20 protein-coding genes and 1 pseudogene are annotated in these 23,527 nt (G+C 71.5%); 6 read left to right on the forward strand and 15 right to left on the reverse strand.

Annotated features, from left to right (window positions below; translation table 11 throughout):
• Window positions 1–44 precede the first annotated feature (44 nt).
• The 4 genes and pseudogenes from J8M50_RS26300 to J8M50_RS26315 all read right to left on the reverse strand — a co-directional run bounded on the left by J8M50_RS26300 (window position 45) and on the right by J8M50_RS26315 (window position 4,754).
• Entirely contained in the window at window positions 45–908 is an 864-nt protein-coding gene (locus J8M50_RS26300) for an MSCRAMM family protein (protein WP_223786334.1), read from the reverse strand.
• Window positions 894–2,450: pseudogene (locus J8M50_RS26305) on the reverse strand (MFS transporter); the annotation flags it as partial. The gene J8M50_RS26300 and the pseudogene J8M50_RS26305, both read right to left, overlap by 15 nt.
• Before the next feature lie 70 nt (window positions 2,451–2,520).
• Window positions 2,521–2,997 carry a MarR family winged helix-turn-helix transcriptional regulator gene (locus J8M50_RS26310; protein WP_223786273.1) on the reverse strand — a complete coding sequence of 159 codons (477 nt, stop codon included), beginning with the start codon at window positions 2,995–2,997 and terminating at the stop codon, window positions 2,521–2,523.
• A gap of 95 nt (window positions 2,998–3,092) precedes the next feature.
• The gene (locus J8M50_RS26315) at window positions 3,093–4,754 is read right to left on the reverse strand and encodes a BCCT family transporter (RefSeq protein WP_010357396.1); all 1,662 of its coding nucleotides are present in this window, start codon (window positions 4,752–4,754) and stop codon (window positions 3,093–3,095) included.
• 494 nt (window positions 4,755–5,248) lie between these two features.
• On the opposite strand from J8M50_RS26315, the gene J8M50_RS26320 reads away from it, so the two are divergent.
• Complete coding sequence (locus J8M50_RS26320; protein ID WP_010357397.1) at window positions 5,249–6,112, forward strand: phosphotransferase enzyme family protein; 864 nt, start codon at window positions 5,249–5,251, stop codon at window positions 6,110–6,112.
• Entirely contained in the window at window positions 6,109–7,986 is a 1,878-nt protein-coding gene (locus tag J8M50_RS26325) for an ATP-binding cassette domain-containing protein (protein ID WP_010357398.1), read from the forward strand. The genes J8M50_RS26320 and J8M50_RS26325 overlap by 4 nt, the downstream gene beginning before the upstream one ends.
• A gap of 43 nt (window positions 7,987–8,029) precedes the next feature.
• Here the strand turns inward: J8M50_RS26325 and J8M50_RS26330 are convergent, their stop codons facing one another.
• Window positions 8,030–8,581 carry an AMIN-like domain-containing (lipo)protein gene (locus J8M50_RS26330; RefSeq protein ID WP_010357399.1) on the reverse strand — a complete coding sequence of 184 codons (552 nt, stop codon included), beginning with the start codon at window positions 8,579–8,581 and terminating at the stop codon, window positions 8,030–8,032.
• 119 nt (window positions 8,582–8,700) lie between these two features.
• Here J8M50_RS26330 and J8M50_RS26335 point away from each other — a divergent pair, with 119 nt between their 5' ends.
• From J8M50_RS26335 to J8M50_RS26345, 3 genes are all read left to right on the forward strand, one after another.
• Window positions 8,701–9,258: a DinB family protein gene (locus tag J8M50_RS26335; RefSeq protein ID WP_010357400.1), complete on the forward strand. Its 558-nt coding sequence runs from the start codon at window positions 8,701–8,703 to the stop codon at window positions 9,256–9,258.
• 227 nt (window positions 9,259–9,485) lie between these two features.
• On the forward strand, window positions 9,486–11,645 hold the full coding sequence (locus J8M50_RS26340) for an MMPL family transporter (protein ID WP_029184329.1): 2,160 nt from the start codon (window positions 9,486–9,488) through the stop codon (window positions 11,643–11,645).
• A gap of 40 nt (window positions 11,646–11,685) precedes the next feature.
• Window positions 11,686–11,979 (forward strand): DUF6479 family protein, encoded by a 294-nt coding sequence (locus J8M50_RS26345; protein WP_010357402.1) that lies wholly within the window; start codon window positions 11,686–11,688, stop codon window positions 11,977–11,979.
• Between the two features lie 3 nt (window positions 11,980–11,982).
• Here J8M50_RS26345 and J8M50_RS26350 read toward each other — a convergent pair whose 3' ends face one another.
• The 10 genes from J8M50_RS26350 to J8M50_RS26395 all read right to left on the reverse strand — a co-directional run bounded on the left by J8M50_RS26350 (window position 11,983) and on the right by J8M50_RS26395 (window position 21,057).
• A complete protein-coding gene (locus tag J8M50_RS26350) occupies window positions 11,983–12,957 on the reverse strand; it encodes a glycoside hydrolase family 43 protein (protein ID WP_010357403.1) in 975 nt (324 codons plus the stop codon).
• 42 nt (window positions 12,958–12,999) lie between these two features.
• Window positions 13,000–13,914, reverse strand: coding sequence for a TIGR03619 family F420-dependent LLM class oxidoreductase (locus tag J8M50_RS26355; protein WP_010357404.1), 915 nt, complete (start codon window positions 13,912–13,914; stop codon window positions 13,000–13,002).
• A 151-nt stretch (window positions 13,915–14,065) separates the two neighbouring features.
• Entirely contained in the window at window positions 14,066–14,881 is an 816-nt protein-coding gene (locus tag J8M50_RS26360) for an MBL fold metallo-hydrolase (protein WP_010357405.1), read from the reverse strand.
• A gap of 71 nt (window positions 14,882–14,952) precedes the next feature.
• Window positions 14,953–15,345: a GNAT family N-acetyltransferase gene (locus J8M50_RS26365; protein ID WP_010357406.1), complete on the reverse strand. Its 393-nt coding sequence runs from the start codon at window positions 15,343–15,345 to the stop codon at window positions 14,953–14,955.
• Window positions 15,346–15,371: 26 nt separating this feature from the next.
• Window positions 15,372–16,073: a FadR/GntR family transcriptional regulator gene (locus tag J8M50_RS26370; RefSeq protein WP_010357407.1), complete on the reverse strand. Its 702-nt coding sequence runs from the start codon at window positions 16,071–16,073 to the stop codon at window positions 15,372–15,374.
• 1 nt (window position 16,074) lies between these two features.
• Window positions 16,075–16,998, reverse strand: coding sequence for a sugar kinase (locus tag J8M50_RS26375; protein WP_010357408.1), 924 nt, complete (start codon window positions 16,996–16,998; stop codon window positions 16,075–16,077).
• Window positions 16,995–17,621, reverse strand: coding sequence for a bifunctional 4-hydroxy-2-oxoglutarate aldolase/2-dehydro-3-deoxy-phosphogluconate aldolase (locus tag J8M50_RS26380; protein ID WP_010357409.1), 627 nt, complete (start codon window positions 17,619–17,621; stop codon window positions 16,995–16,997). Before J8M50_RS26380 ends, J8M50_RS26375 begins: the two co-directional genes overlap by 4 nt.
• Before the next feature lie 120 nt (window positions 17,622–17,741).
• Entirely contained in the window at window positions 17,742–18,935 is a 1,194-nt protein-coding gene (locus J8M50_RS26385; protein ID WP_010357410.1) for a serine hydrolase domain-containing protein, read from the reverse strand.
• 141 nt (window positions 18,936–19,076) lie between these two features.
• Entirely contained in the window at window positions 19,077–20,192 is a 1,116-nt protein-coding gene (locus J8M50_RS26390) for a glycoside hydrolase family 12 protein (protein ID WP_029184331.1), read from the reverse strand.
• 172 nt (window positions 20,193–20,364) lie between these two features.
• Window positions 20,365–21,057, reverse strand: coding sequence for a FadR/GntR family transcriptional regulator (locus tag J8M50_RS26395; protein WP_010357412.1), 693 nt, complete (start codon window positions 21,055–21,057; stop codon window positions 20,365–20,367).
• A 206-nt stretch (window positions 21,058–21,263) separates the two neighbouring features.
• Here J8M50_RS26395 and J8M50_RS26400 point away from each other — a divergent pair, with 206 nt between their 5' ends.
• Window positions 21,264–23,462 (forward strand): alpha-L-fucosidase, encoded by a 2,199-nt coding sequence (locus J8M50_RS26400; protein ID WP_010357414.1) that lies wholly within the window; start codon window positions 21,264–21,266, stop codon window positions 23,460–23,462.
• Window positions 23,463–23,527: the final 65 nt, after the last annotated feature.

Genomic DNA, 23,527 nt, shown 5'->3' on the forward strand with positions numbered 1-23,527 from the left:
GGGGCGGGCGGCGGCCGGAACTCCGCAGCCCGCCCCGGCGCGTCTCACTCCCCGGGGTACGCCAGCTCGATGTCGTGCCCGTCGACCCCGGCCCCGCCCACGGTGACCTGGCTGACCTGCGGCGGATACCCGGCCGCGGTCACCGTGTAGTCGCCGCCGTCGAGGTCCGTGAACGCGTACCCGCCGTCCGCGCCGGTGACGGCGGACGCGACGACGTTCCCGGCCGCGTCGACGAGGGTCACCCGAGCGGCGTTCACCGGCCGCCCCGACGCGGTCACCGCGCCCTGCACCCGCGCCCCCGGCGCCAGCTCGACCTCGGCCCGCGTCACCCCGCGCACCGCGATCTCGACGGGCAGCGCGACCGGCCGGAACCCGTCCGCGCTCACCGCGACGGTCACCGGCCCCGGCACGAGACCGGCGAACCCGAACCCACCGTCGGCCCCGGTCACGCCGCTCGCGATCACCTCTCCGCGCACATCGGCGGTGACGACCAACGCGCCCTCCACCGGCGCCTGTCCATCCACCACACGGACCGTCCCGGCCAGCCCGCTGGTCCCGGCGAGCAGCACGTCGTACACCATCGGCTCCCCGCCGACGGTGACGGTCGCGGCCTGGGGCCGGTACCCCTCGGCGGAGGCGACGAGGACGTAACTCCCGGCGCCGGGCGCGTCCACGGCGTACGACCCGTCGGCACGGGAGACGACGCGGTCGAGCTGGCGTCCGCCGAGCGAGATGAGGGTGACGGGGGCGTGGGGGAGGGGGGTGGACTCGGTGCCGTGGATGTGGCCGGAGACGGTAAGCCCGTGTGTTGCCTTCAGGTCCGCTGCTCCAGCCACCGCCTCCCCTTCACCCGACGACGCCACCAACTCCAGCTCCCGCACAGCCCCCCGCCCCCGCAACCCCACCACAGCCAACCCCGCCCCCACCAACGCCAGCACCCCGGTCACCACGGCCGCCGTATGCACCCCCGCCATGAACGCCTCATGACTCCCCTCGACGACAGCACTCCGCAGTGTCCCCGGCATCGACTCCGACACCGGCGCCACCCCCATCGCGACCGCGTCCTTCGCCTCCCCTAGCCTCTCGGCGACGGAGTGCGGTACGCCCGCGTCGGTCAGCTTGCCGGTCAGGGTGGAACCGACCCTGCTGCTGATGATCGACACCAGGACGGACGTCCCGAGCGCCCCGCCGACCTGCAAGGACGTCGCCTGCAACCCACCCGCGACACCCCCGTCCCGCACGGGCGCGTTGCCGACGATCGCGTCCGACGACGCGGACATCACCATGCCGACACCGAGCCCGAGCGCGACGAACGGCGGCCACATCGTGGCGTACGACGAGTCCGCGCTCCACGTGAGCATCGTGAACGCGGCCCCGCCCTGGAGGACCATCCCGAGCGGCATCGTGACGCGCGCCCCGAACCGCTCCGTGAGCTTCGCGCCCAGCGGCGACGCCAGCATCGACGCGAGGCTCAGCGGCAGCGTCCGTACCCCCGACTCGACGGGCGTGAACCCGCGCACGTTCTGGAGGTACAGCATCACGAAGAAGATCACGCCGAGCAGGATGAAGAAGTTGAGCGCGGTGACGAACGCCCCGACGGTCAGCGCCGGGCTCCGGAACAGCCGCATCGGCAGCAGGGGATGGGCGACCCGTGTCTCGTACCAGCCGAAGAGGACGAGTACGGCGATCCCGCCGCCGATCGCGCCGAGCGTGCCGCCCGAGGTCCAGCCCCACGTCTCGCCCTTGACGACGCCGAACACCACGGCGAGCAGTCCGCCCGCGAGCAGGACGACCCCGGGGACGTCGAACTTCTCGCCCGCAGCCGCCTCGTTGCGGGACTGCGGGAGCACGGCCAGGCCGAAGACGAGGGCGATGACACCGATGGGCGCGTTGATGTAGAAGACGGACTCCCAGTTGACGTGCTCGACGAGCAGCCCGCCGACGATCGGCCCGAGCGCCGTCGACACGGACGAGATCATCGCCCAGATCCCGACGGCCATCCCGAACTTCCTCGGCGGGAACACGGCCCGCAGCAACGCGAGCGTGTTCGGCATCAGCATCGCCCCGAACAGCCCCTGGACGGCACGGAAGGCGATGACCCCCTCGATCGACCCGGCGAGCCCGATCGCCACGGACGCGACCGTGAACCCGGCGACCCCGACGAGGTAGAGCGTGCGGCGCCCGAGGCGGTCACCGAGCTTGCCGCCGAGGATGAGGGCCGCGGCGAGGGCGAGGAGGTAGGAGTTGGTGACCCACTGCAACTCGGCGGTGCTCGCCTTGAGATCGCGGGCGATCTCCGCGTTGGCGATCGACACGACGGACCCGTCGAGGCCGACCATGAACAGGCCGAACGCGACGGCGACCAGGGTCAGCCACGGGTTGGCCCGCAGATCGCGGGGAGGCGCGGTGGACGTGGGTGCGGGCGCTGTGGAGACAGCGGTGACAGGCATGGGTGAGAAGTCCTCAGGACGTACCGGCGCGCTTGAGCGGCGCGCGGAAGAAAGGGAAGAGAGAGGGGATTCAGTCGTCGCGCAGGGCGTCGGTGAGAGCCACCAGAGCGCCGAGCGCCGAGCCGAGAGCGCCCAGATCGCCCTCGGTGAGGGTCTGCAGCGCGGCCGAGATCCGCTGCGTGACCAGGCTGTCGACCTCACCGATCCGCTGCCGCGCCTCGGCGGTCACCCGCAGATGCGCCACCCGCTTGTCGCCCTCGTCCTGCCACCGCTCCAGCGCCCCCGCCGCGGTGAGCCGCGTGACCAGAGCACTGACGTTGTTCGGCATCATCCGCAACGCGTCCGCCGCGCTCTGCACGGTCGCCCCGTCGTTCTCGGCGACATAGTGCAACAACGCCAACTGCCGCTCCGGCGGCTTGGGAAACGGCAACGCCCCGTCAAGATGCCGCTTCACGGCCCGATTCAGCACAGGCAGACACACCGCGAGGCCCTCGGCCACACGGTCGACACTGCTGGAACTCGCCTGAGCCCCACTGATCCCGGACACCCGGCGAGGTTATGTATGACGAGACACCTATGTCAACATACCTATTGCTCGCGGACGGGCGACGAGGTCCGCGCCCCGCTGCGGGTCTGACCGCCTCAGGAAGGCGACGTCGGCCCGATGCGCAGCTCGAACTCGCCGTCGTACTGCTCGTGTCCGGCGATGACGGCGGTCTCGATGGCCTCCTCGCCCCGCTGGCCCCGGACGATGAGCGGGTCGTGGCGCAGGTCGCGGGTGAGGGCGACGCAGAGGCCGACCATGACGACGGTGAAGGGGGCCGCCGCCAGGATCGTCAGGTTCTGGAGGCCCGTCAGCGCGTCGCCGCCGCCCCCGCCGACCAGCAGCATCACGGCGGCGACCGCGCCGGTCAGGACGCCCCAGAAGACGACCACCGTACGGCTCGGCTCCAGTGAACCCCGTTGCGAGAGCGTGCCCATGACGATGGACGCGGCGTCGGCGCCGGAGACGAAGAAGATGCCGACGAGGACCAGGACGACGATGCTGGAGAGGGTCGCCGCCGGGTACTCCTGGAGCATCCCGAACAGGCGGCTCTCCGGGGTCGTCGCGTCGGCCAGCCGACCCTGTTCGCGCAGCCGCATCGCCGACCCGCCGAAGACCGCGAACCACAGGAGGCTGACCGTACTGGGGACGAGGATGACGCCGCCCACGAACTGACGGATCGTCCGTCCCCGGCTGATCCGGGCGATGAACATGCCCACGAAGGGCGCCCACGAGATCCACCACGCCCAGTAGAAGATCGTCCACCCGGACAGCCAGTCGGAGACGCCCTCGCCGCTGGACGCCTGCGTACGGCCCGCCATCTGCGGGAGATCGCCGAGGTAGGAGCCGATCGAGGTCGGCAGCAGGTCCAGGACGAAGACCGTGGGACCGGCGACGAACACGAACAGCGCGAGCGCGAGGGCCAGCACCATGTTGATGTTGGACAGCCACTGGATGCCCCGCGCGACGCCCGACACCGCCGACGCGACGAACGCGACGGTCAGCACGGCGATCACCGCGACGAGGAGCCCGGTCCCGACGCTGTCCATCCAGCCCAGCTCCGTGATCCCGCTGCGGATCTGGAGCGCGCCCAGGCCCAGCGAGGCCGCCGACCCGAAGAGGGTCGCGAAGATGGCGAGGACGTCGATGACCTTCCCGACCCAGCCCTCGGCGCGCCGCCTGCCGACCAGCGGGGTGAAGACGGCGCTGATGAGCTGACGCCGCCCGCGCCGGAACGTGCTGTAGGCGATCGCGAGCCCGACAACGGCGTAGATCGCCCAGGGGTGCAGCGTCCAGTGGAACAGGGTCGTGGCCATCGCGGTCTCGACGGACTGCGCGTCACTGGTGGGGGAGGTGCCCGGCGGCGGGGACGCGAAGTGGGACAGGGGCTCGCTGACGCCGTAGAACATCAGGCCGATGCCCATACCGGCGCTGAACATCATCGCGATCCAGGAGACGGTCCTGAACTCCGGCGCCTCGTTCTCCGCGCCCAGCGTGATCCGGCCGTACCGGCTCGCCGCCAGCCACAGCGCGAACACCACGAACCCCGAGGCGGTGAGGACGAACGCCCAGCCCGCCTTGTCGATCAGCCCGGTGAGCAGATCGCCCGACACCCGCTCCAGGGTGTCGGTGGACACGGCACCCACCAGGACGAACGCGAGCGTGACGGCCGCCGCGACCCCGAACACGACCGGGTCGGTGCCGCTCGCCTCCCCGTCCCGTTTTCGCAGAGCACGCTCTTCCGCCGTCGTTCCCGGCATGTGCCGTCCTCTCCCGGCCGGACGCCACCGGCCACCCGAAGTCATCACATCGCGAAACAGCCACCACGATGCGGAACAGACTCCCGCTGCTACGACACCCCGTCAACCCTTCGCGCAGACGATCCCTTTACTGTCGGCGCGGTCGCGCAATCCCCCGTTCGGGCGACGTCCGCGGACCCGTCCCCTCCACGGGTGAATCGAACGGCCCACCGGTCCGGCGGCGCCTGACCGAACCGGGCGCGGTCGAACTTGCGCTCGACACGTCGCCCGGCCTCACCCGTATCGCCGCTGTGAGCAGGGGAGTTGTGCGGGTGATCCGTCCGATCCCCTCACCGAGGAGAAGCCATGCATCCCGTCCGCCTGCTCACCGCCCATCGGCCCGCGTTCGAAAATCCCCCCGCCCAGGCCGTCCGCGCCACCGGATTCCGCCGCCCCGTCGACGTCCGCCGCGCCCTGTTCTCGTCCGCGTCACGACCGTCATCGAGGTGGGGAGCATGACCGCGCTCGCACCCGCCGTCCTCGCCTGGGCGACCGCCACACTCGGCGCCCGCCTCGCCGTGACCGACACCTCCCATCCCAGGGAGGACTCCCGCGTCTGGAAACTGACCCTGCCCGACGGGGCCCGCTACTACCTGAAGATCTCCCCGCGCCCCCTGATGTACGAGCGCGAGACCCTCGCCCTGCGCCACGCCGCCCCCGCCCTCGGCGCGGGCCACGCACCGACGCTGCGCGCCTCCGACGCCCACCACCTCGCCCTGCTCCTGACGGCGGTCCCCGGCCGCCCCCTCAAGCAGCAGACGCTCACCCCCGCCGACGAGGCCCGCGCCCACCGGTACGGCGGAGTCCTCCTCGCCCGCCTGCACCGGGCCGGCGACCTCTCGGGCCCCCGCCGCAAGGAAGCCGCCCAGGCGCTGCGCGCCGCCGCCGACGGAGCCGGCAACCACCTGCCCCGCGCCGGACTCACGACGCCCGAACGCACCCTCGTCCGCGCCCTCGCCGCCCGCCTGCGCACCCTCCCGCCGCTCCCGCTCGCCTTCACCCACGGCGACGCCCGCGAACGCAACCTCCTGTGGTCCCGGGAGCACGCCCAGGCCGGCTGGATCGACTTCGAGCGCTCCCGGTTCGCCACCGCCGTACAGGACTTCGTCCCGCTGGCCTGCACGACCTGGACCGACCGCCCCGACCTGCGCGCCGCGTTCCTCCAGGGCTATGGCCGCGACCTCACGCCCGAGGAGAAACAGGCCCTGACCTGCCTCGCGGCCATCGACGCGGTGGGCTGCCTGGCCCACGACGACCCCACGCTCACCGCACGGGGCCGCCGTACCCTGGACCGGATCGTGGCGGGGGTGTTCGCATGACGCTCCCCGCAGCCCGCACCGAACTCCCGCAGCCGTCCGCGCCACCCGAACTCGACTACAACGGCCGCAAACACCGGCACGCCATGGACGACGCGACCCTCTGGGACATGGCCCGCCGCATCCCCACGGCACTCCTCCAGACGGCCCGCCTCGCCTGGCGGGTCGACCGCCGCATGGTCACCACGATCGCCGTCTGCCAGCTCCTGTCCGGCATCGGTACGGCCGTGATGCTCGGCGCGGTCGCCGAGGCCCTGCCCCGCCTCATGTCCGGCGACCCCCGCGAGGGCCTCGCGCAGGCGTGGCCCGCGCTGACCGTCGCCGTCGCGGCGATGGCGGTCGGCGCGGCCCTGTGGATCCTCGCCGACTGGGCCACCCGACGCCTCAACCCCAAGATCGCCTCGGCCGCCGACCTCACCCTGGTCGACCTCCACATGCGCGCCGAACTCGCCGCGTACGACACGGAGGGCTTCCGCGACCGCAGCCAGGCCGCCGAGATCGGCGCCCTGCGCGCCGTCGACCTCGCCGACGACGCCAAGACCCTCACCAACGCGTTCGTCCAACTCCTGTCCGCCGCCACGGTGTTGACGTCCCTGCACCCGCTGCTGCTCGGCGTGCTGCTGCTGTCCGTCGTACCGCGCGGACTCGGCGGCGTGATCTCCGCGCGCATCGACTACCGCGTCCACGACCGCACGATCTCCGCCCGCAACGTGCGCGGCATGATGCGCTGGTGGCTGACGACGGCCGAACTCGCCGACGAGCTGCGGGCCAACACCATGCGGCCGTACCTGCATTACTGGTACCGGGCGATGTGCGACCGCGTCGAGGGCCGCGAACTCGCGGGCGCGCGCCCGTACTTGCTGGTGACGGTGCTGGCCGCGTCGCTGGGCGGGCTGTTCACGCTCGGGATGTGGGTGTCGCTGGCCGGGCTCGTGCTCGCCGGGGCGATGTCAACGGCCTTGGCCGGCACCGCCGTTGTCGCCTCGCAGACCGCCGGACGCGCCCTCAACTCGATCGTCCGGTACAGCACCGTGATGTTCCACCACGGCCTCTACCTCTCCGACTACCACGACTTCGTCGACGAGGTCCGCGCCACGACGACGGAACGCGGTACGACGCAGGCCGCCGCACCCCGGAGCATCCGCCTGGAGGGCGCCGCCTACACCTACCCCGGCAAGGACACGGCCGCCGTCGGACCGGTCACGCTCACGCTGAACCGGGGTGAAGTCGTCGCGCTGGTCGGCGAGAACGGCGCCGGGAAGTCGACGCTGATCCGGATGCTGACCGGGCTGACCGTCCCCACCGAGGGTCAAGTCCTCTGGGACGACACCGACTTGGCCGTCACCGACGCCGAGTCCGTGTGGCGGCACGTCGGACTCGTCCCGCAGAAGAACGGCCACTGGCCGCTCGCCGCCCGCGAGAACATCACCCTCGGCCAGCCCCGCGAACACGGCGACGACCGGGTCTGGGACGCCGCCCGCCGCGTCGGCATGGACGAGACGCTGACCGCCCTGCCCGACCGGCTCGACACCCTGCTCGCCCGCTCGGTGTGGGGCGGGCACGAACTCTCCGGCGGCCAGTGGCAGCGCCTGGCCTGCGCCCGCGCCCTCTACCGCGAACCCGCAGTCCTCGTCCTCGACGAGCCGACCAGCGAGATGGACGCGCGCGGTGAACACACCGTGTTCCGGGAGCTGCGCGCCATGGCCCCCGACCGCATCACCGTCGTCGTCACCCACCGCCTCGACAACGTCCGCATGGCCGACCGCGTCCTCGTCCTCGACCAGGGACACATCCGCGAACAGGGCACCTTCGACGACCTCGTGACCATGGAAGGGAGCCTGCTGGCCGAGCTGTACGAGCTGTCCCAGGACCGCTGACCGGGCGAGGCGTGTCCCGAGTGCGGGGCACGCCTCGCCGTGTTCACCAGGAGTGCGCGACGTCCACCACGAGCCGTCCGTCCAACTGGAGGACACGGAAGGGCAGTCGGGCGCGGATGCCGAGCCCGAACTGGGACTGTCCTTCGAAGGTCCCCGCGAACACGGCGTCACGGAAGGTCGGGTAGCCGACCGGCTTGGGCGCCGGGCCCGGATAGGTCGGCGTCCCGGTCTCCGGGTTGTACGCCGGTGCGTGCACGACGACTTCGAGGATCGCCCCGCCGGTCACCGGGATCGGGTCGCCGGAGGGGTCCTGGATGAGGGCGTCGACGTAGCTGACGGTGTACCCGAGCTGGCTCGCCGTCGCGCCCGGGACATCGACCACGAAACGGTCGTAGCAGTCGTGGGTACCGATGCGGACGTTGGTGATGAACTCACCTGACGTGCTGGCCCCGTTGCTCTTGGCCAGGCTGCCCCAGCCGGTCGGACAGGCGACGGCCGCTCGCCCGGGCAGCTCCGCCGAGACGGCGGGCACCGCCGCGGCGCCGAGCGCTGCGGTCGCCAGCGCGGTGATCGTGATGGCAGTGCGTCGTAACACTTTTGTTCCCCCACGTGTCAGGTGTCCTGCTTTGTGAAGTGAGACAGCCGGAGCGGTCCGAAGGTTGTGCTGCGGGCACCGTCGAAAATCGTTGGTGCGGCCGGGAGTTGCCCGCCACCATGACGCGCATGAGCGACACTCCCGAACGATGGACCCGGGCGACCGTCTACCCCGACATGTGGGTCGACCCGGACGACGACCCCCGCGAGGGCGACAGCCCGGAAGGGGAGCTGGCGACCCTGCTGGACTACCTCTCGGCATACCGCCACACCCTGCGGATGAAGTGCGAGGGCCTGACACCGCAGCAGCTCGCGGAGCGCTCGGTCCCCCCGTCGACGATGTCCCTGCTCGGCCTGGTCCGCCATCTCGCCGAGGTGGAGCGCGACTGGCGGGGCTGGATCGGGGAACCCCTGCCCAAGCTGTACGGCGCGCGCGACGCCGACTTCGACGGCGCCGTGGCCGACCAGGCGGTCGTGGACGCCGCGTACTCCGACCTGGCACGCGAACAGGCCGCGCTCGACGCGGAGTTGGCCGCGTTCACGGACCTCGGGGAGCGGGCGGGGAAGCGGGGGATCGCGATCCGGGAGCTGATGGTCCACCGGGTCGAGGAGTACGCACGGCACTGCGGGCACGCGGATCTGCTGCGGGAAAGGGTGGACGGGCGGGTCGGGCAGTGAGAGGGATGGGCCTGCTGGACCGGCGTTCAGGCATTTCCGGCCGACTTTCGGAAAGGGTTCCGAAAGTTTCGGGACTGCGGTGATATCAGGGGCGCCGAACGGCCCGCGTCCCTACGATGAAGAGCTGAGACATCCGTTCGGCCGGTTCGACGGGGAGCCGGCCGGGTCGCCGATGCCAGGGACCGCTCCCCAGGTGTGGTGATCTTCCTGATCAGGAGGGATCCCGCATGTTCCGACGTATGGGCGACACGGTCGTCCGGCATCCGGTCTGGACGATCGTGGCGTGGCTGATCGCGGCGGTCGCGATCGCCGCGACGGCCCCGAGTCTGCCGTCCAGCAGTGACGAGTCCAGTTTTTTGCCCAAGAGTTATGAGTCCATCAAGGCTGCGGACCTTCAGGAGAAGGCGTTCCCCAGCGCCTTCACCCCGGCCGCGATCGCCCTGTTCCAGCGCGACGACGGCGGCAAACTGACCGCCGCCGACAAGCGGGACGTCACCCGGATCACCGGGGAGCTGGGCGCGAAGAAGATCGACGAGGTGCAGAAGGTCGTCGAGGGCCAGCCCTCCGAGGACGGCCGCTACACGATGACCCTGGTCCAGATGGACAGCAAGAACGCCGGCCAGCCGAAACAGGCGGACGCGGCGAAGATCCTGCGCGACGACGTCAAGGCCCTCGCCCGGGGCACGGACCTCCAGGTCAAACTGGGCGGCTCAGCGGCGCAGGCCCTCGACCAGCAGGACTCCTCCAAGCGCGGTGAAGCGCTCATCGGCATCGGCACGTTCGTGATCATCCTGGTCACCCTGCTGATCATCTTCCGCGCGCCACTCCTGGCGATCCTCCCGCTGATCCTGATCGGCATCGTCGCCGCGATCGCCAACGCGCTCATCGCGTACGCCACGAAGCTCTTCGACCTCCAGGCGAACAGCTCGATCTCGTCGATCCTCATCGTCGTGCTGTTCGGCGTGGGCACCGACTACTTCCTGTTCCTGATGTTCCGCTACCGAGAACGCCTGCGCGCCGGGGACGAACCCAAGCAGGCCATGGTCAACGCGGTCGCCCGGGTCGGCGAGGCCATCGCCTCGGCGGCCGGCGCCGTCATCATCGCGTTCCTCGCGCTGACCCTGTCCACGCTGGGCTTCCTCAAGCAGATGGGCCCCGCGCTCGCCATCGCGGTCACCGTCACCCTCATCGCGGGCCTCACCCTGATCCCGGCGGTCGTCTCCCTCATCGGGCCGCGCATCTTCTGGCCCTCGAAGTCCTGGCAGCACGAACCCTCCGACGCCCGGTTCGCCGCGCTCGGCCGGGGCGTGCAGCGCAGGCCCGCGCTGACCGCCGCGCTCTCCGGACTCGTCCTGGTCGCGCTCTCGCTCGGCACGCTCGGCTACAAGGCGACCTTCGACCTGGCCTCGGGGTCCATGCCGAAGACCAAGGAGTCGATGGTCGTCCAGGATGAGATGGGCAAGGCGTACTCGGCGGGCGCCGCCGCCCCGACCGACGTCTACCTGTCCAGCACCGACGGCCGCCCGCTCGACAAGTCGGCCTTCGCGTCGTACGCCGAGAAACTCGGCGCCGTCGACGGGGTCGCGAGCGCCAAGATGACGCAGACGAACGCGGACGGCACGACCGCGGACTTCACCGTCACCCTCAAGTACGAGGCGTCCACCGACAAGGCCCTGGACGCGGTCGGCAAGGTGCGGTCCGTCGCCCACGGCGAGGCGCCCGAGGGCACGAAGGCCCTGGTGGGCGGCATGTCGTCCATCTACAAGGACATCCAGGCGGCCGTGAACCACGACTACCGCACGGTGTTCCCCGTCGCCGCCCTCCTGATCATGGTCATCCTGGGACTCCTGCTGCGCAGCGTCGTAGCCCCCTGGTACCTGATCGCCTCGGTGGGCCTCGGCTTCGGCGGGACCCTCGGCGCCACGGTCTGGATCTTCCAGGACATGCAGGGGCACTCGGGGCTGATGTTCATGCTCCCGGTGATCATGTATCTGTTCGTCGTCGCCATCGGCACCGACTACAACATCCTCATGATCGCCCGGCTCCGCGAGGAGGCCCGCGAGGGCCGCAGTCCCCGCGAGGCCGCCGGAATGGCCCTGCGCCACGCCGGACCGACCGTGGCAGCGGCCGGGTTCATCCTCGCCGCGACCTTCGCGACGATGATGCTCGCGGGCAACGCCCTCCTCACGGAGATGGGTTTCGCGGTCTCCTTCGGCATCGCGATCGCCGCGTTCGTCATGGCGATGTTCTTCACCCCCAGCCTGACGGCCCTCATCGGCCACGCGGCGTGGTGGCCGGGCCACGCCGACCGCGCGGCCACCCCGCCACCGGACCTCGACCGCACGGGCGGCACCCCCGTCCGCGACACGGCGGGACGGCGCGAGTAGCGGGACGCATCGAGCCCCGGGTGCCGGGTACCCGGGGCCGATGAACGTGACGAGTGTGGGTACGGCGGCCGTCGTCCTGTGCGGCCTGCTCCTGACCGCCGCCCTGGTGTGGGCCGTACGGTTCGGCACCCGGGTGCGCGGACGCGAACAGGCACCGGGCCGGCTCCCGCCCCAGGAACCGGCCCGGCAGCCGGTCGACGAGTCCGAGCACCGGCAGACGAGGGAGCCGAACGAGGTCCCCCGGCTCCCGGACGACGCGCCCCGCCCCACCCCGCACGACCTCGGCAACGCCCCCGACCGGCCCGGCAGGCACCGGGGCCGGTCACGCTGGTGAGCCTCAGCCGTCGAGGTCCGTGCGCTGCCGTACGACGCTCAGCTCGTGCCCCTGGAGCCGCATCTCGTACAGCTTCCCGCGCGCGTTCTCGAACGGGCGGTGCAGGATCATCATCAGCTCGCCCTCGAAGGTCCGGAACAGCATCCCGTGACCGCTGTCCTCGCGGACCAGGGGGCGTCGCTGCGTCCACGGGCCGGTGAGGTCGCCGGACTCGGAGACGGCGTACGTCTGGACGTAGTCCCCGGAGAGCGAGCCGTCCGCGCCGGGGACGTTCTTCTCGTACGTCGACCACAGCATGAGGAGCGCGCCGTCGGGGGCGCGGACCAGCTGGGGGCCGTCGGTGATGTACGGCGGGAGGCGGTACGGCAGTCCGGCGGGGATCTGCTCGTTCAGCCAGGACGCGTCCGAGCCCCGGAAGAGGTGGACCGCATCGCCGACCGTGCCGGACAGGTCCGGGGTGAGGCGGATCGCCTCCATCGTGCCGTCGACGGTCTGGAGCCACTCGTGCGCGTACACCATCCACGGCTGCCCCGCCGGGTCGACGTACAGCGTCCCGTCGAGCGCCATCAGGTGCTCGGGAGTCGTCGGCCGGGACGGGTCGAGGAGCGTGAAGGGGCCCAGCAGGGAGTCGGACACGGCGGTGACCGTGCCACGCAGGTACGTCCCCTCCGCGAGCCGCCGCTCCTCGTTGTGCAGCGTCGTGAACAGGTAGTACCGGCCCGCCCGTTCGTGCACCTCGGGCGCCCACGCGCCGTCGGTCGCCCAGCCGCCCTCCTGCTCGGCGGCGAGGAAGACGACGACCGGCGGCGCCCAGTCACGCAGGTCCGCACTGCGGTAGACCATCGTCCCGGCGCCGTCCACGCCCGACACGGACGGCTCGTTGGACGTGTACAGGTGGTAGGTACGGGACTTCGCGTCGGCGACGACGTACGGATCGTGCAGCGGCATGCCGGGCAGCCGCATCGGTTCGGTGGTCATCGGCGGAGGATACGTTCGCCGCCCGCGCGCGGACCACGCGGGTCAGCGCGACAGTTCGAGGACCTGCCCGGCCAGGTCGAGGGCCTGGTCCACGCTCTGGTCGACCAGGTAGCCGAGGTCCACGAAGACGTGGTCGACGTCCGTCTCGTCCTCGGTGTGGCGGATGACGTCGGCGATGTTCTGCGGCGTCGTCCCGGGCGCCGCGTTGATCCGCAGGATCGCGTCCACCTCCGCCGGGTCACGGCCCTGCGTCTCGGCCAGTGCGCGGACCTGCTGGAGCTGCGCGGTGACGGCCGCCTTCGGGTCGTAGCTTCCGCCGGGCACCACCATCGCGATGGGCAGGACGCCGTCGGCGCGGCGGGCGGCGCGGCGCTGGGCGGCGGGGGAGAGCGCGGAGAGGTAGACCGGCGGGCGGGGACTCTGCACCGGCTTCGGGCCGATGTGGGCGGCGGGGATGGAGTGGTGCGGGCCGTCATGTCGGGGGACGGGGGCGGTCGTCCATATCGACTCCAGGATGTCGAGGCACTCGTCGAGGCGCGCGCCCCGCTCCTTCCAGGGGACGCCGACACCCTCGTACTCGTCCGGGGACCAACCTATGCCGAGTCCGGCGATCAGGCGGCCCCGGCTCACCACGTCGATACCGCTCAGCGAACGGGCCAGCAGGAGGGGCGGGTACCAGGGGGCGATCAGGGTGCAGGTGCCGAGCAGCGCGGTCTCGGTGACCGCGGCGGCCACGGACAGGGCGACGAACGGGTCCAGCACGGAGTTCATCTCCGGGGGGATCGTCTTGCAGGTGCTGCCGCCGTAGCCGACGGCCGGGTCGACCGCCGCGAGCACCCGGTCACCGACCCACAGGCTGCCGGCGCCGAGCGCCTCGGCCTCCCGGGCGAAGCGGGCTATCTGGTCGAACTGCCGGTCCATCGTGGCGAACTGGGGGAGTGAGAAACCTGTGCGCACGTGCTCCTCCTGAGATCGGCACCGAAAGGTGACGTGTCATCCTGTTGAGCGCTGTCCAGGGTAACTCCGGTGCGGGCGGGAGCCGTTGGCCGCCCGGGTGGGGGCCGGGAAACGGCCTGTTCCTGTCGGCGGGCGTCCGGATCCCAGGTTTTCACCCGTCGACGGGGTGCCAGACAGGCGCGCCTCGGTCGATGGTGACGCGGCCGAAGACCACGTCGGCGAAGTGGACGCCGAACCCGATCGTGCCGGGCTCGGCGAGTTCGGCGAGGAGCCGGTGGCGTAGGGCGGCGGCCTGTTTCCGGTCGTGGTCGGCCATCACCTCCCACTCCGGGTGGCCGATCTGGACAGGGAAGTGGAAGGCGTCACCGAAGGCGATCACCCGCTGTCCGCCCGCCTCGACGACGTAGGCGGTGTGGCCCGCCGTGTGACCGGGAGCGAGCATCGCCCGGACGCCGGGGAAGACCTCCTCGCCGTCGGCGACGGTGCGGACGCGCGGCTCCAGGGCGTCGTGCGGGTCCTGACGGTGGGTCCACTCGGACGCGGCGACCAGCACGCGCGCGTGCGCGAAGGCGGGGTGGTCGGCCCAGCCGATGTGGTCGATGTGCAGATGGGTGACGGCGACGGCTTCGATCCCCCCGGGCTCACGGCCGAGCGCGGCGAGACTCTCCAGCAGGGCGCCGCCGGTGAGGAGACCGTAGTCGGTGTCCATCGTCAGGGGCCCGGCTCCGGTGTCGATGAGGAGGGCTCGCCCGTCCCGCTCGACGAGCAGCCCACCGACGCCGCCCACGAGATGGCCGTCGTCGAGGTGTTCGGGGTGCGGTGCCCAGTCCTCCTCGGTGGTGTCCAGCCAGGACGTGGCCTTGAGACGGGCGAGGCCGTCCGGCACGAAGATGAGTTTCGTGTCGCCGAGGGTGAGGGAGCGGATGCCCGAGGGGCGCCGGAGCCGGTCGGTCGGGGGGTTCGTCATGGGGGTGGCCTCCGCAGGCTCGAACGCAGGGGTGACGATTCGAAAGGTATGACTTTAATTCGGCGTGGAGGTCAGAGGGCGAGCAGCCCGGCGGCCGTCCCGCGGAAGCCGCAGGCGTCGTAGAACGCGCGGAGGGGTTCCTCGAAGTCGACGTGCAGCCAGGCGCAACCGGCGGCGCGGGCTTCGTGGGCGGCGGTGGTGACGAGGGCGGTGCCGATGCCCTGCTCGCGGCAGTGCCGGGCTACCACCGTGTCCAGGAGGAAGGCGTGAGTTCCGCCGTCCCAGGCGACGTTGACGAATCCCACGAGGGTGCCGCCGTCGTACGCGCAGACCCAGCCGAGGCTGTGACGGGTCAGACGGTCCGCCCAGTCGGTCCCGGAGGCGGGGTGGCCGAAACCGTCGGCGTGCAGCGCGTCGAGGGCGGCGTTGTCGAAGGGGCCCCGCCAGGCGTACGTGATCATCATGCCGGGATCGTAGACGGGCCGCCCTCTCAGGAACTGGGCTTTATCCCGGCCGACTTGACGTCCTCGGCGGCCTGCGCGAGGAGTGCCAGCATCGCGGACTCGGCGCGGGCGGGGTCCTGTTCGCGGACCGCGTCGAGGACCGCGCGGTGGCTGGGGACGGGGTCGTCCGCGTCGGCGTGCGCGTGGACCACGCGGTCCCGTTCCCGCAGGCCGGGTTCCAGGAGGAGGTCCATCCGGGCGAGCAACTCGTTGCCGGTGGCGGCCAGCAGCGCACGGTGGAACGCCGCGTCCGCCTCGGCGGCGGCGTCGCCCCGCGCCCGCCCCATCGCGTCGAGGGCCGCGTCGAGCGCGGCCAGGTCCGCGTCCGTACGGTGCAGCGCCGCCCGGCGTGCGGCGGCGGGCTCGACGATCGCGCGGACGTCGGTGAGGTCACGCAGCAGCCGGTCGCCGTCGCCCGTCTCCATGCGCCAGCGGATCACGTCGGCGTCGAGGAGGTTCCAGTGCGCCCGCTCCCGGACGAACGTGCCCCGCTTCTGCCGGGCGTCGATCAGCCCCTTCCCGGCGAGCACCTTCAACGCCTCCCGCATCACGGTCTGGCTGACACCCAACTCGGCGCCGAGCGCGCCCACTTCGAGCGTCGCGCCCACACCGATCGCACCGCCCACGATGCGGGCCCCCAGCGCGTGGACGACCTGACCGTGCACACCCCGGCCCGAGTAGGCCGCCATTTCAGCGGATCGCGCTGCCGGACGGCACGTCCAGCAGCGCGAGTTCGTCCCGGTGCGGCAGCCCTTCCCAGTCCCCGCGTGAGGCCACCGCGAACGCCCCGACGACGGCCGCCCGGCGCAGCCGCTCACCCGGTGCCAGCCCGTCGAGGAGCCCGGAGAGATACCCCGCGCAGAACGCGTCCCCGGCCCCGACGGTGTCCACCACCGGTACGGCGAAGGCGGGTTGGTGCAGGCGGCCACCGGCGGCCGAGTACAGATCAGCTCCGTCGCCACCCCGCTTGACGACCACCTCCCGCACCCCATCGGCCAGCAGATCGCCGATGTCGTCGGTGATCAGGGGCAGTTCGTCGTCCGAGGCGACCAGGACGTCGACCTGCCCGCGCAGTTGGCGCAGGCACTGTGCCGCCGCGTCCCGACTCCACAGCCGCGCACGGTGGTTGACGTCGAGGACGACGGTCCAGCCGTACGCGCGGGCGTGCTCGACGGCCGCCGTCACCGCGTCGCCCGCACCGATCGCGCAGGTGATGCCGGTGACGTGCAGCAGCCGCGCCCCGTCGGCCAACGCGGCGGCGAGGTGCGCCGGTTGCTGCCGGGAGGCCGCGGACCCCGTACGCCAGTAGTGCACGCGGCTCACGTCGCCCACGAGACGCTCACGCAGCATGGCCCCCGTCGGCGCCTCGGGGTCGGTCGTGGCGTGCCGGACGTCGACGCCCTCCCCGCGCAGCGCCCGCAGGATCACCCGGGCCGGTTCGTCCGCGCCCAGCCGACCCGCCCAGGAGACGCGGTGACCGAGCCGGGCGAGCCCCACGGCGACGTTCGACTCGGCCCCGGCGACCGACGTACGGGCGGTGGCGCCCACGGTCAGCCCGCCCTCGGCCTGGAGCGACACCATCGTCTCGCCGAAGGTCAGGACGTCGGCGCTCATGCCGCCACCGCGCGGAACCGCCGTACACGCGCCCGGAGTTGGTCCAGGTCGCCCCCGTGCGCCGCGTCCCCCACGAGGGGCGAGCCGACGCCGACGGCGAGGGCCCCGGCCGCGAACCACTCCGGCACGGAATCGGCGTCCACACCGCCGACCGGGACCACCGGCATGTCCGGGAACGGGTCCTTGAGGGCCCGCAGATAGGCCGGGCCGCCCAGCGAGGCGGGGAACAGCTTCACCGCACTGGCCCCGGCCGCCATCGCGGCGTACGCCTCCGTCGGCGTCAACGCGCCCGCCAGGACGGGGAGTTCCTGCTCCACGGCGGCGTGGACGCCCTCGCCCAGGACCGGGGTGACGATCCAGGACGCGCCCGCGTCCTGGGCACGCAGCAGATGGTCCCGGGTGACGACGGTGCCCGCGCCGATCAGGGCGTCGCCGCCCGCCGCACGGACCGCCCGCGCGATCACCCCGTACGCGTCCGCCGTGTTGAGGGAGACCTCCACGAGGCCGACGCCCTCCTCGACGAGGGTCAGGACGGTACGCAGCGCGGCGTCCGCCGACCGGCCGCGCACGATCGCGGCGAGCCGGTCGCGGGCCAGGCGGGCGGTGAAGTCGGTGGGAGGCACACGCGGTATTAAATAATAATTAATGGTCACGGCCAAGAGCTGCCCGGAAACCAGGAGCTGCCCGGAAACGGCGAAGGCCCCGCCCCGGCCCGCAGACCGGAAGCGGGGCCCCGCCAGGACTCAGCGCTGCTCTGCGATGTCCACATCAGCCGCCTTGAACTTCGCCGGCGCCTTCTTCCCGCAGAACGCCGCCTCCAGCGTCCCGCCCAGCGCCGTGTTCGCGGACCCCTTGTTCGACGTGTTCGCCATCGCCGACAGCGCCCGCTTCCCGTCCTTCGTCGCGAACGTGTACGTGTAGAACCCCTGGACGGTCCCGGTGTGCCCGAACACCTGGACCCCACAGGTCAGGTCGTACCGCCGCAGCCCCAGCCCGTAGAAGCGCGTGTTGGTCGTGTCGGTCGGCGTGACCGTCCGCATCGCGTCCAGCATCTCCGGCGACAGCAGCTTGCCCCGCATCAGCGCCGTCGTGAACGTGTTGAGGTCGGCCGGGCTGGAGATGACCGCCCCGGCGGACTGCGCCCAGGACACCGTCTGCTCCGTCGAGTCGACCAGCGGCGCGCCCGCCTCGTCGGGGTGCAGGTACCCGCGCACGTGGAAACCGGGGATCTTCGTCTCGGGGTGGACGTACAGCGTGTCGCGCAGCCCCAGCGGCTTGAAGATCCGCTTCTGGTACTGCGCGGCGACCGGCGTCCCCGTCAGCTTCTCGATGAGCATCCCGACGACCACGAAGTTCGTGTTGGAGTACCGGTACGACACCCCCGGCTCCGTGGTCCGGGGCAGTGCCAGCGACAGGTCCAGCAGCTCCTGGTAGCTGAACACCCGGTTGCGGACGGCCTCGAAGCCCGGGACGGTGTGCTCGAACATGTCGTCCGTGTAGTCCGCGAGCCCGCTGCGGTGCGTCAGCAGGTTGCGCACCGTGATCCGGTCGTCCGGCAGCAGGCCCGGCAGGTACTCGTTCACCGGCGCGTCCAGCGTCAGTTTGCCCTCCTGGACGAGCTGGAGGAGGACCACGCTGGAGAACGTCTTGCTGACGCTCCCGATCCGGAAGCGCGCGTGGATGTCCATGGGGGCGCCCGACTCCCGGTCGAGGACACCGGCGGTGCGGACCTGGACGCCGGACGGGCCGACGAAGCGGGCCATCGCGCCGGGCGCGCCCTGGGCCATGGCCGCCTTGAGGGCGGTCTCCACGCCCTCCATGTCAGCGGCGGGAACGGTGGGGGACGGAGCGGCGTACGCGCTGGTGGCGGGCAGGACTCCGGTGGTGAGAGCGGCGATCAGGGTGGCGCCCGTGATGAGGCGTCGTGCGTGCGACAACGTGGTTCCTTGTCTCGTCGTGAGGATCGGCGGTGGGGAGACATCCCACAAGAGGCACAAGATCTACCGATCGGTTCCGGCGGCACACATATTTCTCACAGCACGGTTTCTCACAGCGCCACCCCGACGCCGCCCGTCAGATCACGCGGACGCGCAGGCGGTCCCGTTCAGGCTGAACCCCGAAGGCGCCGCGAACGACCCGCTGTACGTCCCCTGGAACCCGAACGACTGCGTGCCGCCCGGCGCGATGGTCGCGTTGTACGCCACCGGCGCCGCCGTCACCGACCCCGAGGACGGCGACACGGACGCGTTCCACGCACTGGTGATCTGCTGCCCCGACGGCAGCGCGAACGCCAGCCGCCAGTCCGTGACCGGCGCCGAACCCGTGTTGCCCACGGTCACGTTGGCCGTGAACCCGCCCGCCCACACGTTCGTCGCGTACGTCACCGAACAGGCCGTACCACCACCGGGATTGCCCGGCCCGCTGCCCGTGTTCACGCTGGACGAGAAGGAGTTGACGGCGAGCCCCGTACCGTTCTGCCACGGCTCGAACCCGGCCTGAATGCTCGTCAGGTACCAGTTGTTCTGGGCCAGTCCGCGCGAGACCGTCTGCCGTACGAAGTCCATGACGTCGAAGCTCCAGCTGCCGATGGCCGACGGCGCGACGAACGACAGCACGTCGTTCGTACCGTTCCCGCCCTGCCACATCTGCCAGCTCCGGCCGCCCACCGTCACGTTGCCGACCGGCGACCCGATCGGCTGGATCGTCCCGACCCGGTTGAACCAGATCATGATCTCCGTCCGGTTCACCCCGTCCTTGCGGGGCGTCGGGTCGAGCCAGATGTCGTACGCGGCGTCGTACACCGAGTCCGACACGTACCCGAACGAGACGCTGCTCGGCGCGCTGGAGATCCCGGACAGCTGCGCGGGCAGATTGGTCCCGGGCGAACAGTTCGTGTAGTGGCAGCCGTTGAAGACGGACGGGTACGACTTCGGCGCGCCGTTCGTCGGCACCGAGCCGTCGGCCCGGGTCACCCGGAACCCGGAGTCGGTGGCGGTGACGCACTGTGTCTGGGACGTGCCCCACCGGTTGTTCTGGACGACGTAGCGCCCCTGGATCGTGGTGCTCGCGAACTCGTCGCACAGCACGGTGTCGGCCTGCGCCGACGGGGTCACGGTGAAGAGCGCGGCGACAGTGACCAACGCGGTCATTAACGCGCCGAGCAGGGAGTGGGGGAAGTGCGGTGACGGTCGCATGCGGGGCCTCTTTCGGAGGTACGGCCGGAGACAGGACACCGATCCTGGGAACCCCCGCCTCCGCACCCGGTGGGAGCGCTCCCATAGCGTGTTGGTCGGGACTATAGGGGGCCCTGCTGCACCTGTCACCCCGTCGAACGGAATTCGACCCGCGGGCCCCCACCGCAGACTCTCAGGCGTGCGACCGCAGATGTTCCCGCAGCCACTGCTCGGTGTTGCTGACGTGCAGCAGCGCGGCGGCCTGGCTGAGCCCGGCGTCGCGGGTGGACAGGGCGGCGTAGATCGCCTCGTGCTCGGCGAGGGTGCGGCCCGAGGCCCGGTCGTCGACCAGCCCGCGCCAGATCCGGGCCCGCAGGGTGCGGCCGGAGATGCCCTCCAGGAGCGTGAGCAGCGTGTCGTTGCCGGTGGCCGTGACGACCGCGCGGTGGAAGGCCGCGTCGTGCGCGTTGAGCTGCTCGACGTCGTCGCGGGCCTCCCGCATCGCCTCCAGGTGCCGCTTCACCTCGGCGAGTTGGGGGTCCGAGATGCGGGTCGCCGCGAGCGCGGTGGCCGCCGGTTCCAGGAGGCGGCGTACCTCCATGAAGTCCCGCAGGGCCGCCGAGTCGCCCTGGAGCAGCTCGACCGCGCCGCCGAGGCCCTCCAGGAGGAGGCTCGGCTGGAGGCTGGTGACGTACGTGCCGTCGCCCCGGCGGACCTCCAGGACCCGGGCCACGGCCAGCGCCTTGACGGCCTCGCGGGCGAGGTTGCGGGAGAGGCCGAGCTGGGCGGCGAGGTCGGGTTCCGGCGGGAGCTTCGAACCGGGGGGCAGCGCGCCCGTCCGGATCAGCTCGCGGATCTGCGCGATGGCCCTGTCCGTCAGCGACATTCCGCTTCCCTCCCGTTGATCCCCCCGCCCGATGATAGTGCCGTCAAACATGCGATGTCTGGCGGTCCGCATGATGGCAGAAACCCTCGGAAAAGCTGCCAATTCCCTTTGAGGGAACAGTGATTCATCCCTTCAAGCCCGTTGACACACCCCCGCCCCAGGAACGACCTTCGTGCGTAACAGACCCCCGGAACAGGGATGTGCACATGTCGAACTCGTTCAACAGGCGCCGCTTCCTGGCCGGTTCCACGTGTGTGGCCGCCGCCGCGGTCGCGGGCGGAGTGTTCGGTCCCGGCGTCGCGCAGGCCGCGCCGGACACGTACACCCCCGACTGGGACTCGGTCGACCGGCACCCGGCGGCCCCGGAGTGGTTCCGGGACGCGAAGTTCGGGATCTACTTCCACTGGGGCGCGTTCAGCGTCCCCGCGTACGACAACGAGTGGTACCCGCGCAACATGTACGAGACCGGCAGCCGCGCCAACCTCCACCACGTCGCCACCTACGGCGAACCCGCGGCCTGGCCCTACCACCACTTCGTCACCGGCGACGACGACGCGGCGGGCCGCCCCGTGCAGTTCGCGCCGAAACTCACGTCGGCGGGCGGAAAGTTCGACCCCCAGGCGTGGGCGCGGCTCTTCGCCGACGCGGGCGCCCGGTTCGCCGGGCCGGTCGCCGAGCACCACGACGGGTTCTCCATGTGGGACAGCCAGGTCAACGAGTGGAACTCGGTGGACCGGGGGCCCGGCCTCGACCTCCTGCGGATCTTCTCGGACGCCGTACGCGCCGAGGGCCTCAAGCTGCTCGTGGCGATGCACCACGCCTACAACTTCACCGGCTACTACGAGAACGTCCCCCCGCAGAGCGACGCGAGCCTCCGCAAGTTCTACGGCCAGCTGGGACCGGCCGCCGAGAACCAGCTCTGGTACGACAAGCTCAAGGAGGTCATCGACCGGGCCCGCCCGGACATCCTCTGGCAGGACTTCAATCTGACGGCTGTCGACGAGACCCAGCGCCTCAACTTCCTTGCCTACTACTACAACCAGGCCGAGAGCCGGGGCCAGGAGGTCGTCGCCACCTACAAGGACGGCATGAACGGCAAGGGCGAGGTCTTCGACTACGAACGCGGCGGCCCCGCCGACCTCACCGCCCCCTACTGGCTCACCGACGACAGCATCTCCAGCAGCAGCTGGTGCTACACCGAAGGCATCGGCTACTACACCGTCCAGGAGATGCTCCACTCCTTCCTCGACCGCGTCAGCAAGAACGGCAACGTCCTGCTGAACATCGCCCCCATGTCCGACGGCACGATCCCGCAGGCCCAGCAGGACATCCTGCTCGGCATCGGCGACCACCTGCGCCGCTTCGGCGAGTCCGTGTACGCGACCCGGGCCTGGACCGCGTACGGCGAGGGCCCCACCAAGATGGGCGGCGGCTCCTTCACCCGGCCGCATGCCGGGACCCCCCAGGACATCCGCTTCACCCGCGACAAGGCGGGCCGCGTCCTGTACGCGACCGTCCTCGGCTGGCCCGGCGACTCCCTCACCGTCACCACGCTCACCCCCGACCGCATCGACCTCTCGACGCTGGCCTCCACCCAGCTCCTCGGCACCGACGCCGGAACCTACCTCGACCTGCCCGCCCCGACGCAGGGCCCTGCGGGACTGCGCGTCACCCTGCCCGCGACCGCCCCCTACAGCGCGGGCGCCTACGTCCTCAAGCTCACCTTCTCCGGCCCGATCCCCAGCCTGCGCCCCCTCTCCGGCGCCGTCGCCCACCAGGACCGGGCCGCCGCCGTCCTGGCCGTCGGCGACTACACGGCGCAGGCCCTGACCACGGCCGGGCTGAGCCCCCGTGACCTCACCTCCGTACGCCTGGCCCCCGGCTTCCAGGTGACCGGCTACTCGGGGGACGACTTCACGGGAACCTCCCGGACCGTCACCACCGACACCTCCGGCCTCCAAGCCGGCTCCCTGAAGGTGCAGTTCGTCCCGTCGGCTTACCTCAGGATCACCAACGTCACCAGCGGGCTCGCCCTCGATAGCGGCGGGAACGTCGCCTCGGGGTCCGGCCTCAAGCAGTGGACGTGGGACGGCAGTCCGAACCTCCAGTGGCAGGCCGTCGAGACCGGAGACGGCTGGTACAAGCTGGTCAACCGGACCAACGGCATGGTCGTCGACGGCGGGGGCGCCACCGCCGACGGCTCGGCCGCCCGGCAGTCCGCCTGGAACGGCTCCGCCGCCCAGCAGTGGAAGATCGTCCACCGGGGCGACGGCCGCCACTCGATCGCCAACCGCGCCACCGGCCTCGTCCTCGACGGCGGCGGCACGGTCCCCTCCGGGTCGGCCACCAAGCAGTGGACGTACGGCACCAGCACCAACCTGCTCTGGACGTTCACCGCGCTCTGACCGCGTCCCCACCGGTCGGCGGGGGTGTTCCCCCTGGCCGGGGGGATGTCCGACGGCCCGCGACG

The organism is Streptomyces acidiscabies (genome assembly GCF_020010905.1).
GTDB lineage: Bacteria > Actinomycetota > Actinomycetes > Streptomycetales > Streptomycetaceae > Streptomyces > Streptomyces acidiscabies.